Annotated in this window: 16 protein-coding genes; 12 read left to right on the forward strand and 4 right to left on the reverse strand. The window is 69.7% G+C overall.

Translation table 11 applies throughout. The annotated features are described in order from the left end of the window. Positions 1 to 26 precede the first annotated feature (26 nt). From AVR91_RS26825 to AVR91_RS26835, 3 genes are all read left to right on the forward strand, one after another. Complete coding sequence (locus AVR91_RS26825) at positions 27 to 416, forward strand: hypothetical protein (RefSeq protein WP_063823106.1); 390 nt, start codon at positions 27 to 29, stop codon at positions 414 to 416. A 28-nt stretch (positions 417 to 444) separates the two neighbouring features. Further along, on the forward strand, positions 445 to 1,431 hold the full coding sequence (gene dapD / locus AVR91_RS26830) for a 2,3,4,5-tetrahydropyridine-2,6-dicarboxylate N-succinyltransferase (protein ID WP_063272159.1): 987 nt from the start codon (positions 445 to 447) through the stop codon (positions 1,429 to 1,431). 329 nt (positions 1,432 to 1,760) lie between these two features. Continuing rightward, positions 1,761 to 2,729 carry a CHAD domain-containing protein gene (locus AVR91_RS26835; RefSeq protein ID WP_063272160.1) on the forward strand — a complete coding sequence of 323 codons (969 nt, stop codon included), beginning with the start codon at positions 1,761 to 1,763 and terminating at the stop codon, positions 2,727 to 2,729. Here the strand turns inward: AVR91_RS26835 and AVR91_RS26840 are convergent. After that, the gene (locus AVR91_RS26840) at positions 2,705 to 4,108 is read right to left on the reverse strand and encodes an FAD-dependent monooxygenase (protein ID WP_063272161.1); all 1,404 of its coding nucleotides are present in this window, start codon (positions 4,106 to 4,108) and stop codon (positions 2,705 to 2,707) included. The genes AVR91_RS26835 and AVR91_RS26840 overlap by 25 nt on opposite strands. A gap of 81 nt (positions 4,109 to 4,189) precedes the next feature. Here AVR91_RS26840 and AVR91_RS26845 point away from each other — a divergent pair, with 81 nt between their 5' ends. Further along, complete coding sequence (locus tag AVR91_RS26845; RefSeq protein ID WP_063272162.1) at positions 4,190 to 4,798, forward strand: TetR/AcrR family transcriptional regulator; 609 nt, start codon at positions 4,190 to 4,192, stop codon at positions 4,796 to 4,798. Between the two features lie 107 nt (positions 4,799 to 4,905). On the opposite strand, the gene dapC is transcribed toward AVR91_RS26845, so the two are convergent. The 3 genes from dapC to AVR91_RS26860 form a co-directional block, all read right to left on the reverse strand. After that, positions 4,906 to 5,997 carry a succinyldiaminopimelate transaminase gene (dapC, locus tag AVR91_RS26850; protein WP_063272163.1) on the reverse strand — a complete coding sequence of 364 codons (1,092 nt, stop codon included), beginning with the start codon at positions 5,995 to 5,997 and terminating at the stop codon, positions 4,906 to 4,908. Then, positions 5,994 to 6,314, reverse strand: coding sequence for a ferredoxin (gene fdxA, locus AVR91_RS26855; RefSeq protein ID WP_016331413.1), 321 nt, complete (start codon positions 6,312 to 6,314; stop codon positions 5,994 to 5,996). The genes dapC and fdxA overlap by 4 nt, the downstream gene beginning before the upstream one ends. A 111-nt stretch (positions 6,315 to 6,425) precedes the next feature. Beyond that, positions 6,426 to 6,617, reverse strand: coding sequence for a hypothetical protein (locus tag AVR91_RS26860; RefSeq protein WP_063272164.1), 192 nt, complete (start codon positions 6,615 to 6,617; stop codon positions 6,426 to 6,428). A gap of 53 nt (positions 6,618 to 6,670) precedes the next feature. Here AVR91_RS26860 and AVR91_RS26865 point away from each other — a divergent pair, with 53 nt between their 5' ends. The 8 genes from AVR91_RS26865 to AVR91_RS26900 all read left to right on the forward strand — a co-directional run bounded on the left by AVR91_RS26865 (position 6,671) and on the right by AVR91_RS26900 (position 12,548). Beyond that, positions 6,671 to 7,405 carry a GNAT family N-acetyltransferase gene (locus tag AVR91_RS26865; protein WP_063272165.1) on the forward strand — a complete coding sequence of 245 codons (735 nt, stop codon included), beginning with the start codon at positions 6,671 to 6,673 and terminating at the stop codon, positions 7,403 to 7,405. Continuing rightward, positions 7,402 to 8,400, forward strand: coding sequence for a 2-phospho-L-lactate transferase (cofD, locus tag AVR91_RS26870; RefSeq protein WP_063272166.1), 999 nt, complete (start codon positions 7,402 to 7,404; stop codon positions 8,398 to 8,400). Before AVR91_RS26865 ends, cofD begins: the two co-directional genes overlap by 4 nt. After that, positions 8,393 to 9,730 (forward strand): coenzyme F420-0:L-glutamate ligase, encoded by a 1,338-nt coding sequence (locus AVR91_RS26875; RefSeq protein ID WP_063272198.1) that lies wholly within the window; start codon positions 8,393 to 8,395, stop codon positions 9,728 to 9,730. Before cofD ends, AVR91_RS26875 begins: the two co-directional genes overlap by 8 nt. Continuing rightward, positions 9,727 to 10,272, forward strand: a complete 546-nt coding sequence (locus AVR91_RS26880) for an NUDIX hydrolase (protein ID WP_016331408.1) — start codon at positions 9,727 to 9,729, stop codon at positions 10,270 to 10,272. The genes AVR91_RS26875 and AVR91_RS26880 overlap by 4 nt, the downstream gene beginning before the upstream one ends. Before the next feature lie 33 nt (positions 10,273 to 10,305). Next, positions 10,306 to 11,013, forward strand: a complete 708-nt coding sequence (locus AVR91_RS26885; RefSeq protein ID WP_228709357.1) for a hypothetical protein — start codon at positions 10,306 to 10,308, stop codon at positions 11,011 to 11,013. 68 nt (positions 11,014 to 11,081) lie between these two features. Then, positions 11,082 to 11,870: a hypothetical protein gene (locus tag AVR91_RS26890; RefSeq protein WP_063272167.1), complete on the forward strand. Its 789-nt coding sequence runs from the start codon at positions 11,082 to 11,084 to the stop codon at positions 11,868 to 11,870. 33 nt (positions 11,871 to 11,903) lie between these two features. Then, positions 11,904 to 12,305 (forward strand): GntR family transcriptional regulator, encoded by a 402-nt coding sequence (locus AVR91_RS26895; protein ID WP_063272168.1) that lies wholly within the window; start codon positions 11,904 to 11,906, stop codon positions 12,303 to 12,305. Positions 12,306 to 12,359: 54 nt separating this feature from the next. Continuing rightward, positions 12,360 to 12,548 carry a hypothetical protein gene (locus AVR91_RS26900; protein ID WP_063272169.1) on the forward strand — a complete coding sequence of 63 codons (189 nt, stop codon included), beginning with the start codon at positions 12,360 to 12,362 and terminating at the stop codon, positions 12,546 to 12,548.

Consider the following 12,548-nt stretch of genomic DNA (forward strand, 5'->3'; position numbering starts at 1 on the left):
CCCGGGGCTACCGTGAAGGAGTGCGCATGCGAACGATCTTGGTCGCCCTCCTCCTGGTACTCAGCGGCTGCGGATCAGGCGAAGTCCCGGTGAAGGTCCGTCCGACCCAGGGCACCGGCCCGGACGTGCTGCCGATCAAGCTCAAGGCGCTGACGACCGACCAGTGCTACCTGGCGCCGGGGACCGAATCGCCCAAGAGCTGCCAGAAGTACGTCACCGAACTCTCCAGCGCCGCGGGCACCGTCCGCAAACGCCGCCCGGACCTGTCGTCGCACGCCGACGTCCTCGACCGCCCGATCGCCGCCTTCCGCGCCGCGAACTGCCAGGACGTGGCGGCTCCCGGCGGGCCGTGCGGCCAGGCGCTCGGCGACATGGCGACGGCGCTGACCAGTGTGAAGAGCCTCGTCGGCGGCTGAGGAGGGTCACTGGGTTACCGTTCAGGACGTGAGCGAGCAGACCCCTGACCCCGAAACGACCGGCGCCACCGGCGTCGGACTGGCCACCGTCACGACCGACGGCACGGTGCTGGACACCTGGTTCCCGCTGCCCAAGCTGATCGACGGCGCCGAAGGCACCGCCGGCACGGTGCGGCTGACCGCTGAGGAGGCCTCCGAGGCCCTCGGCGAGGCCGCCGCCGCGCAGCTCGGCCCGGACACCGACCGCGGTGTCGAGGTCGTCGCGGTCCGCACGACCATCGCCCGTCTCGCCGACGCCCCCGGCGACACGCACGACGTCTACCTGCGCCTCCACCTGCTGTCGCACCGCCTGGTCCGGCCGCACGGCGCGAACCTCGACGGCATCTTCGGACTGCTGGCGAACGTCGTGTGGACCAACCACGGGCCATGCCCCGTCGAGGGCTTCGAGGCGACCCGGCTGCGGCTGCGGGCGCGCGGCAACGTCACCGTCTACGGCGTGGACAAGTTCCCGCGGATGGTGGACTACGTCGTGCCGACCGGCGTCCGCATCGCCGACGCCGACCGCGCCCGCCTCGGCGCACACCTGGCCAACGGCACCACGGTCATGCACGAAGGCTTCGTCAACTTCAACGCCGGCACGCTCGGCGCCTCGATGGTCGAAGGCCGGATCTCGGCGGGCGTCGTGGTCGGCGACGGCTCCGACGTCGGCGGTGGCGCGTCGATCATGGGCACGCTGTCCGGCGGCGGCAAGGAGACCATCTCGATCGGCGAGCGCTGCCTGATCGGCGCGAACGGCGGCGTCGGCATCTCGCTCGGCGACGACTCGGTCGTCGAGGCGGGCCTGTACGTCACGGCCGGCACGAAGGTGGCCTTCGAGGGCAAGGTCGTGAAGGCGCTGGAGCTGTCCGGCATCTCGGGTGCGGTGTTCCGGCGGAACTCCGGAACCGGCGCCGTCGAGGTCGTCGCGCGCACCGGGGTCGGCATCGAGCTGAACGCGGCCCTGCACGCCAACTGACCTGCGGAAAGAGAGCAAGGGACCTTTGCTACCACTCGGGTAGCCCGGGATGTCGGGAAAGCAAGGGACCTTTGCTACCACCCAGGCGGGACCGGGCGGACGGCAGTGAGGGTGTGTGGAAATAGAGACGTTGAGCGTCCCTATTCCCACACACCCCTCACCCCGCGTAGCGACACTGGCCCCCGAAACCCCGCACAGTCACCCAAGGCCGAGGCCCGAAAAGAGAGCAAGGGACCTTTGCTACCACTCTCCCCCGGAGGGCGGTAGCAAAGGTCCCTTGCTGTTCTCACGGCCTGGACCACCTTGCCGGTTCACCTAGAATTCATCTTGTGACAGCCGAGACCCTGCCGCGCAAGAACGTCCCTTCGACCACTCCGGCCGCGCTCGGGCTCGGCGACCGTCCCGCGAAAGCGGGGCCGGACGATCCGGCGGCCACCCACGTACGGGTCAAACTCGACGTCGAGATCCGCGCCCTCCTCGCACACGAACCGGGCACCAAATCCGGCGCCGACCCCGAAGACCTCCACCAGATGCGGGTCGCGCTGCGCCGCATGCGGAGCGTCCTCAAGCTCTCGGGCCGCCTCGTCGGCCCGGACGCCGAGCCCGTGCGCGCCGAACTCGGCTGGCTCGGCCAGTCCCTCGGCGACGTCCGCGACTACGACGTCCTGATCGGCCACCTTCGCGAGGTCGTCGCCGAATTCGAGGTGCGCGATCAGCCCGCCGCGCGCCGTCTGGTTTCGAAGTTCGTCACCGAACGCGGCGTCGCGAAGCGGCGGCTCACCCGCGCCCTCGCCAGTCCCCGATACGCCTCGATGCTGCAGGACATCGGCCGTCTCGCCCGGCAGCCCGCCACCGAAGAAGCCGATGAAAGCCCCCAGACCTCGGCCGATCTCGTCGCCGGTCTCGCGAAGCCGCATCGAAAGCTCGCGAAGGCCGTGAAGGCGCTTCCCGCCGATCCCCCGGACGACGATCTTCACGCGCTTCGCATCTACGGCAAGAAACTTCGCTACGCCGCCGAAATGGCCAAGCCCGCGGCGAAGAAGAAGCAAGCGGAACGGATCCAGCGGCTGATCAAGGCCACGAAGAACTTCCAGACCGTCCTCGGGGATCACCAGGACGCCTGCGTCGCCGCCGATCGGATGCGTGGCGTGGTCGCCTCCGTGGACGCAGAAGTCGCGTTCATCGCGGGCCGGATCGCGGAGAAGGAACTACTGCGCCGAGCCGAGGTCCGTGCCGTATGGCGCGACGTCTGGACGGAGGTCGACGCGGCCGCTCACGCGGTGAGCCCGCGGATATAGCCGTCCGGGCGGATCATCACCTTCCGTCCGTTCTCGGCTTCGTACGCGGCGAAGGCATACCCGCCGACGTCCTCGAAGTCCACATCGGACAGTGCGCTGCCCGCGGGCAGGATCCGCCGCGCGCCTTCGGGCGCCGGGCCGTCGCCGAACACCAGCACCGTCGCCTGCGGCCCCCGCAGCAACTCGAACAGCCGGACGGGTTTGCCGTTCGCGTCCTTCAACGGCGCGTCCGGGGCGCGGTCGCCAGGCCGGATCCGGCCGGTCGCCGCGGGCGCGAGCGGGCCACCTCGGTAGCCGATGTCCAGCTGACGCGTGTTCTCGCCGCGTTCGTGCGCGTCTTCCGCACCCTCCTTGTACTTCTCGAGGATCTCGGTGCTGATCTTCAGCACCCGCGCGGCGACCCCGCGACGCTCGGGCTCGTAGCTGTCGAGCAGCTCCGGTGAGCCGTCGGCGAGTTTCCAGCCCAGGTTGTACGCGTCCTGGACGCCGGTGTTGAGCCCCTGCCCACCGGTCGGCGGGTGGACGTGCGCCGCGTCGCCGGCGAGGAACACTCGACCGTCACGGAACCGCTCGGCGAGCCGGATGTTGGGCCGCCACACCGTCGACCAGGCGAGGTCGTGCAGCCGGACCCCGCCGCCGGAGAGATCATCGAGCCGGGACTGCAACGTGCCGAGAGACGCCTCGACCTCCTCCTCGCCCAGTGGCGCGCCGAACTGGAAATGCGGCACTCCCGGCAGCGGCGTGAGCACGATGCCCGACATCGGATCCTCGGGCTTCGCGAACCAGTGCCCGTACGCGCGATCGAGCCCCTCGGCCTGGACGTCACCCAGCAACATGCGGACCGACTCGTCGGTGGTGCCCTCGAACACGATCCCGAGCGCCTTGCGCACGAAGCTCTTCCCCCCGTCCGCGCCGACGAGGTAATCGACCCGGACGCGCTCGCCCGGCAGCTCGGCGGTCACCCCGTCGGCGTCCTGCTCGAAACCGAGCAGCGGGGTGCCGAGCTCCACCTGGACGCCGAATTCGGCGAGCCGCTCACGAAGGATCCCCTCGGTCCGCGACTGGCCGAGGAAGTGGCCGTTCGGGTACGGGACGTCCGGCGTCGGCTCGGCGAGCTCGGCCATCCACCGCTCGCCGACGACCTCGCCGCCCAGATGGATCTTCACCGCCACGGGCGCCTGCCCGGCGGCCAGCACCGCGTCCAGGACGCCGAGGTCTTCGAAGACCTCCAGCGTGCGCGGCTGCAGGCCGTCGCCCCGTGAGCCCTCGAAGAACGTCTCGGCCTTCTCCACGATCCGCACTCCGATGCCACGGCGCGCGAGGTCGATGGCCAGCGTGAGCCCGGTCGGCCCGGCCCCCGCGATCAGCACCTCGGTCATCCCACTCCTCCGGTGAATTGAGATTCAGTGAATTCGAATTCACTATGCTCGTTGCTAGCCTTCCGTGTCAAGGAGGTGCCGATGACGGCGATGAGCCGCAAGGAGAAGGCGGCGGAGACCGAGGCCGCGCTCAAGGAGGCGGCGAAACGCGTTTTCGCGGCGAAGGGGTACCTGAACACCAAGATCACCGACATCACGGCGGAGGCCGGACGCGCGGCGGGTTCGTTCTACAACCACTTCACGAGCAAGGAAGAACTGCTCGAAGCGCTCCTCGACGATCTGGCGGCGGAGAGCGATGTCAACGCGTCCTCACCGGAGCACATCCCCGACTTCACCGACCCGCAAGCCGTGCGCTGGCACGTCTGCGAATACTGGAACTTCCACCGCGACAACGCCGCGACGATGCTCGCGCTGCGGCAGGCCGCGATGGTCAGCGACGAGTTCGCACGCACGTACGCGCGCTTCGGCGCCGCTCAGGCGGCGGACCTCCTCGACCACCTCGGGTACATCACCGCGGCGGGTATGGAACTCCCGGCGTCGGAGCAGGTCACGCTCGCGATGATGGCCGAACTGGTCAACGGTTTCGCGCACACGTGGCTGCTCGACCCGTCGGCGATCTCAGAAGAAGAAGCCGTCGAGGCGCTGACGCGATTCGTCTACCGGGGTTTCACCGGTCGCGACGTGTCCTGAAGGTGCGTTGCGAAAGCCACTTTCGCAACGTTGAAGGTTGCGAAAGTGGCTTTCGCAACCCCGGTCAAGGCCGGCATCCAGGGACCGTGGCCGTGACATCCAGCCGATCAGGAAGCCAGCCGCTCCACGGCCGCGTCGATCCGCTCGTCGGTCGCCGTCAAGGCGATCCGGACGTGGTTCCCGCCGGTCGGCCCGTAGAACGTGCCCGGCGCGGCGAGGATGCCACGCCCGGCGAGCCAGTCGACCGTGTCTAGCGCGGATTCGCCGCGCGTGGACCAGAGATACAGCCCCGCCTCGGAATGCGAGATCTCGAAACCGCTGTCCAGCAACGCCTTCCGCAGCACCAGCCGACGGCGCGCGTAGCGTTCCCGTTGCACGGCAAGCGCTTCGTCGTCCTTCAGCGCGGCGACCATGGCCTCCTGCACCGGCCTCGGCACGATCAGCCCGGAATGCTTGCGGATCTCCAGCAGACCGGCGACGAGCTTCGGGTCACCGGTGACGAAACCGGCGCGGTAGCTCGCGAGGTTCGCGGACTTCGACAGCGAATGGACGGCCAGCAGACCGTCGAGGGAGCCGCCGTGCACGTCCGGGTGCAGGATCGACACGGGCTCGCTTTCCCAGCCCAGCGCCAGATAACACTCGTCGGAGACCACGACGACGCCGCGTTCCCGCGCCCAGTCGACGACCTTGCGCAGGTGGTCGACACCGAGCACACGCCCGGTCGGGTTGGACGGCGAGTTCAGCCACAGCATCGATGGCCGCTGCGGACCGAGCGCGAACGTGCTGTCCGCGCGCAGCAGCGAAGCACCCGCCAGCAGCACACCGACCTCGTAGGTCGGGTACGCCACCTCGGGGATGACGACGAGGTCACCGGGGCCGAAGCCCAGCTGCCGCGGCAGCGAAGCGACCAGCTCCTTCGAGCCGATCGTCGGCAGCACAGCGGCCTCGGGAACACCCGAGATGCCGTGCCGCCGCGAAAGCGCGTCGATCGCGGCGGCCCTGAGCTCGGGGATCCCGTGCGTGGTCGGGTACCCCGGGATCTCCGACACGGAGGCGAGCGCCGTGCGGATGCTCTCGGGGACCGGGTCCACCGGCGTGCCGATCGACAGGTCGACGATGCCGCCGGGATGTGCCTGAGCCTTCGCCTTGGCCTCGGCCAGGGAGTCCCAGGGAAAATCGGGAAGAGCGACCCGGCTCATTCGCCCTGCGGGGGAAGAGCCTTGATGAAGGCGGGGTCGTGACTGGTCTTGCCGACCTTGGAGGCGCCACCGGGCGAGCCGAGCTCGTCGAAGAAGTCGACGTTGGCCTTGGTGTAGTCGTTCCACTCGTCGGGGACGTCGTCCTCGTAGTAGATCGCCTCGACGGGGCAGACCGGCTCGCAGGCACCGCAGTCGACGCATTCGTCCGGGTGGATGTACAGCATGCGGTCACCCTCGTAGATGCAATCCACGGGGCACTCGTCGATACACGCCTTGTCGAGCACGTCGACGCAGGGCTCGGCGATCACGTAGGTCACTGCGTACTCCTGCTTTATCTCTGCTTCACCAGTCTGCAACGGACATTACGCGCCCACGGGCGCGACCGGCCCGCTTAGGCCACCCTTATCGCCTACCCCGGGTATGGGCTTTCAGCGGTCTTTCCGGCGCGGCGGCGGAGTGGCCCTGCTGTCCCCAGTGATGACGAACTGCGGCGCGGCGGGCTTCGCCGCCGCTGCGTCCTCGTCGACGGCCTTTTCCGCGCCCAACGCCCGGTTGAAGCCGTCGGAAATCTCGCGAACCAGGTCTTCGTTGTGCCTGTCGTCCTTGCGCGCGATGCTCATCGGGGTCCCTCCACTGCCTTCCTTGGCACAATCTAACCGTGAACAGTGCGGAAATGCTCGAGCTCACCTGTAGCCGGGCTTGGACTCCCCTGCTGGAGAGCCGGATCGGCGACTGGCGGCTCCGCTGGGCGGACGGGTTCACCGCCCGGGCCAACAGTGCCCTGGCGATCGGTGACCCGGGAAAACCGCTGCCAGACGCCCTGCGGGCGGTCTGTGACTTCGCCCACGATCATGCCATCCCGCCGGTCGTTCAGGTGATCCAGAACACGTCTCTCGAAGACCAGCTCGCCGCCTCCGGCTGGGTCCACTATGTGGAACACCGCCCCGCGCACGAGGTCCGCCTGCTCACCGGGCCGCTTTCGCGCGGGACCTCGGCGGGAGCGGAGATTCTCGACGAGCCGACGTCCGGATGGTGGGAGATGACGGCGGGCAGCGCCGACCCGCCGGAGGCGCCGCGCCACGTCCTCGGCACCGGCAAGGTCGGCTTCGGGATCGTGGAGCTGGACGGCGTCACGGCCGGCGCGGTGCGCGGAGCGGTCGTCGGCGAGTGGCTGCACATCGCCCGTTTGGAGGTACGGCCGGAGTTCCGGCGGCGAGGGCTGGCGCGCGGGCTGATGAACGCCGTGGGCGCCTGGGGCGCCGGTCAGGGCGCGAACGGGATGCTCCTGCAGGTCGCGATGGCGAACTCCGGCGCGCTGAAGCTGTACGAAAGCCTGGGCTGTACGGAGCACCACAGGTACCGCTACTGGGCCCCGGGACCCGGCGCGTGCGAGGATCGCCCGTCGTGAAGGTCGTCATTTTGGTCGGCGGAGTGGGCGGGGCCCGCTTCCTGCTGGGGGTCAAACAAGCACTGGGTCTGCCCGCGACCGGTTCCTCGCCGGACTCGCCGCACGAGGTGACCGCGCTGGTGAACACCGGGGACGACGTGTGGATGCACGGTCTGCGCATCTGCCCGGACCTGGACACCTGCATGTACACCCTCGGCGGGGGGATCGACACCGAACGCGGCTGGGGCCACGCCGGCGAGACCTGGACGGTCAAGGAGGAGCTCGCCGCCTATGGCGCCGAGCCGACCTGGTTCGGCTTGGGCGACAAGGACATCGCGACGCATCTCATCCGCTCGCGGATGCTGCGCGCGGGCTATCCGCTGTCCCAGGTCACCGAGGCGCTGTGCGATCGCTGGCAGCCGGGCGTACGCCTGCTGCCGATGTCGGACGACCGCGTCGAAACACATGTCGTGATCGACGACCCCGAAGATCCGGACCAGCGCAAGGCGATCCACTTCCAGGAGTGGTGGGTGCGTTACCGCTCCGAGCCGAAGGCGCATTCGATCATCGCCGTCGGCGCCGACGAGGCCAAGCCGGCGCCGGGCGTGCTCGACGCGATCGCGGCCGCCGACGTCGTGCTGTTCGCGCCGTCGAACCCGGTGGTCTCGGTGGGCACGACGCTCGGCGTCCCGGGAATCCGCGACGCGCTGCGCAAGACGCGCGCCAAGGTCGTCGGGGTCTCGCCGATCATCGGCGGGAAGGCGTTGCGCGGTATGGCCGACGCGTGCCTGAGCGCGATCGGCGTGGAGACCTCCGCCGAAGCCGTCGGGCGGCATTACGGCTCCCGCAAGGAATCCCCGGACGGGGTGCTCGACGGCTGGCTGGTCGCCGAGGGTGAGACCGTCGACGTGCCGGGAGTCGCGGTCCGCGACGTGCCTCTGCTGATGTCCGATGTGGACGCCACGGCCGCCATGGTGCGTGCCGCTTTCGATCTGGCTGGAGTTTCCGTTGAGTGACCACGCTTCGGCGAAGATCGAGATCCTGCCGGTCGAGGGCCTGCCGGAGTTCCGGCCCGGCGACGATTTGACCGGCGCGATCGTCGAGGCCGCCCCGTGGCTGCGTTCAGGCGACGTCCTGGTCGTGACGAGCAAGATCGTCTCCAAGGCCGAGGGCATGCTCATCCGGGTCCCGTCCGATCCCGAGGAGCGTGACGCCGCCCGGCGCAAACTCGTCGAGGAGGAATCCGTCCGCGTGATCGCGCGGATCAACCGGACGGTGATCACCGAGAACAAGCTCGGCATCGTGCAGGCGGCGTCCGGGGTGGACGCCTCGAACGTGGCTTCCGGCGAGGTCGCGCTGCTGCCGTCGGATCCGGACGCGTCCGCGCTCGCGCTGCGGAACGGGCTGCGCGAGCGGCTCGGCGTCGAGGTCGCGGTCGTGGTCACCGACACGATGGGCCGCGCGTGGCGGGTCGGGCAGACCGACGCCGCGATCGGCGCGTCCGGCCTGCGGGTGCTGCATTCGTACGCGGGCGAGGTCGACAGCCAGGGCAATGAACTCGCCGTCACCGAGGTGGCGATCGCCGACGAACTCGCCGCCGCGGCGGATCTGGTGAAGGGCAAGCTCGGCGGGACGCCGGTCGCCGTCGTGCGCGGCCTCCAGCTCACCGACGACGGCTCGACCGCCCGGAAACTGCTCCGGCCGATCGAAGAGGACCTGTTCCGCCTCGGTACCAACGAATCCATCGCGCAGGGCCGCCGGGAAGCCGTGCTCGCGCGGCGTTCGATCCGCTCCTTCACCGACGAGCCGGTCGATCCCGAGGTGCTGCGCCGCGCGGTCGGCACCGCCCTGACGGCACCCGCGCCGCATCACACGAAGCCGGTCCGGTTCGTGTGGCTGCGCGAGGAAGGCTTGCGCCGCAAGCTTCTCGACGCGATGAAGGCGTCGTGGCAGGCCGATCTCGAAGGCGACGACTTCACGCCCGAGCAGGTCGCGAAGCGGCTCAGCCGCGGCGACATCCTGTACAACGCGCCCGAGGTCGTGGTGCCGTTCCTCGTCGCCGAGGGCGCGCACACCTACCGCGACGACCGCCGGAACGCTTGTGAGCACACGATGTTCACCGTCGCCGGCGGAGCGGCCGTGCAGGGCCTGCTGGTCGCGCTCGCCGCCGAAGACCTCGGCTCGTGCTGGATCGGGTCGACGATCTTCGCGGCCGACATCGTGCGCGACGTCCTCGGCCTGGACGAGCGCTGGGAACCGCTCGGCGCGGTCGCGATCGGTCATCCCGCCGCCCTCCCGCCAGCGCGAGGCCCTGTCGAACCCGGTGAAGGACTTCTCGAACTGTGACCCTGCACGACGACGTCGTGTCCACATTGTCCGGTTGGCGACCGGCGGACGCGGCCCAGGAATCCTTGCGCCAGGCCTATCTCGGCTTCCTCGCCGCACGAGACGACGTCTGCCGCCGCGAATGCGCGGCCGGGCACATCACCGCGTCGGCCGTCCTTCTCGACGCCGACGCGGAGAACGTGCTCCTCACCCTGCATCCGCGGGTCGGGCGCTGGTTGCAGCTCGGCGGGCATTGCGAGCCCGGCGACGCGACGCTCGCGGACGCCGCACTTCGTGAAGCACGCGAAGAATCCGGCATCGACGACCTGGTGATCGACCCGGCGCCGGTACATCTCGACGTCCACCCGATCACCTGCTCGCTCGGCGTGCCGACCCGGCATTTCGACGTGCGGTTCGTGGTGCGCGCACCCCGCGGGGCACAACCGGTCCAAAGCGACGAATCGGATGATCTTCGTTGGTGGCCGGTGGATTCCCTCCCGAAAGGCTCGGAAGATCTCGCCGAACTGATGGAAGCCGCCGTGCCCGCGGCGTCCGCCCGTTAGGGTGTCGGCTGACGTTCTTAAGGGGGAATGATGATGCTGACGACGCTGACGCCATACCTGGACCGGGTCCGGGTCCACAGCAGCGGTGACGGTGACGGCTTCGGCTGGTTTCTGCTGATCTTGGCGATCATCGTCATCATCATCGTGATCGTGGTGATCATCGTGAAGGTCAACCAGGCGAAGAAGCCGCCGATGACCTTCCCTCAGAACCCGAACTTCGGCGGTGGCGGCCCGGCTCCGGGCTTCCCCCCGCCGCCCCCGCCCGCCGGCGGCCCCGCACCGCAGGGCAACTGGCAGCAGCCCGGTTTCCCGCCGCCCCCTCAGCCCGGTTTCGGCCAGGCGCCCGGCTTCCCGCCGCCTCCGGCCCCGGCTCCGGCTCCGGCGGGTTTCGCGCCGCCGCCCGGCGCCCCGGCGCTCAGCCCGTTCGGCGCGCCCGGCATGCCCCAGCCCGGTTTCCCGCCGCCCCCTCCGCAGGCCGGGCCGCCGATCGACGCCGACGCGGACCGCACCCAGGTCGTGTCCCCGCAGCAGCAGGCGGCCGCGGACCGCACGCAGGTGGTCTCCCCCGCGAACGCCGACCGCACGCAGGTCGTTTCGCCCGCGAACGCCGACCGCACGCAGGTCGTTTCGCCCGCGAACGCCGACCGGACACAGGTGGTGGCCGGTGGCACCGGTGACGCCACCCAGGTCGTGCCCGGTGGTGGCGGCGACCGGACCCAGGTGGTTCCGCCCGCCCGGTAGCCGCTTGCGTTTGTGTCAGCGATTGTGTCATCATGGCGATACGATCACTGACACAAAGGGGGAGTGGCATGGTGGTGGCACTCAGTGAATCCCAGCGGCTTCAGCTGGCCAGGATGAAGCTGCGGAGCCGGATCAAAACGCAGACGGTCGTCGTGGCCGTGGCGTTGTTCGCGGCGACCTGGGGCACCTGGTTCCTGCTGAGTCAGGAGTTCTTCGTCCGGGCTTCGGACGGCACGCCGGGGCTTTACTCGCGCCGGAAAGCCGACTGGCCGACGTTCTCCGCGTCAGCGGGCTTGATCGCGGTTCTGGTGAGCTTCGTCGTGCTGGCAGGGCTTGTCTCGTGGACCTTTCTGCGAGTGCGCAAGGCGGAACGGCGGCTGGCACGGTCGCTGCCGCGCCGGATGGCGCACGGGAAGAAGCTGGGCGTCCCCGACGTGGCGGGCTTCGGGTCGTTCGGGCTGTGGCTGCTGAGCACGATCGGCGGGATCGTCATCGGGCTGGGCATCGGCCTGTCCGCCGACGCGGCCGCGACCCGGCTGCTCGGCTTCACCTACGCGGCGGGCGTGGTCGTGCTCGGCGGGCTGTCGCTCGTTCTCGTCCGCCAGGTGATCGAGCAGCCCGCCCTGGCCGACGACGAACGTTCCCTGCGCACGGACGACGCCCTCCGCCGGAAGGATGCGCAGCTGGCCCTGGTGCCCGCCGGAATCTACCTCGGACTCCCCATGACCTCCGCGGTTCCGGAGTTCGCCGGGTGGCTGTGGTGGTTTCTCGTGGGATACGCCGCGATCGTCCTCATCGGCGCACTGGCGGCGTGGATCCGCAGGTCGGCACAGCGCCCGCCGAGCACGGTGCTCTAATCAAGCCCGCCGACAAGAGACCTGGAGCACGAAGTGATCGTCAGCGTCGACACGAACTCACCCGTCCCACCGTACGAACAGGTACGGGCCGCCTTCGCCGCGCAGATCACGGACCGGACGCTTCCCGTCGGAACGAAACTCCCGACGGTCCGCAAACTGGCCGAGGATCTGGGCATCGCCCCCAACACCGTCGCCAAGGCGTACCGCGAACTGGAAGAGACCGGCCTGATCGAAACCCGCGGCCGGGCGGGCACCTTCGTCGGGGACTCGGGTGACCAGAACCGGAAACTGGCGCAGAACGCGGCCGCCGAGTACGCGGCGATCACCCGGAAGCTGGGGTTGAGCCAGGGCGAGGCGAGCGCCATCGTGAACGCCGCACTGACCGCGAACGTCACCGCCTACCGCACGCGGCTGCAGGAACGCCCCGCGCACTGAGCCCGGCCCGATGGCCGCCGCGCCGGTGGCCGCACCGCGGGTTAGTCTCTCGGCATGGTCTTCCTTCTGGTGCTGGTGGTCGGCGTCCTGATCCTGGCCGGGATCGGCGTCGGGATCTACTTCCTGGTGAAGTCGAACAGCAAGCCACAGCCGCCCGCTCTGCCGTACCACCAGTACCCGCAGCAGCAGCCGCAGTACCCGAGCCAGCAGCAGCCCTACCCGCCGCAGGGCTGGGGCAACTGA

This window comes from Amycolatopsis keratiniphila subsp. keratiniphila (assembly GCF_001620365.2).
GTDB classification, from domain to species: Bacteria; Actinomycetota; Actinomycetes; order Mycobacteriales; family Pseudonocardiaceae; genus Amycolatopsis; species Amycolatopsis keratiniphila.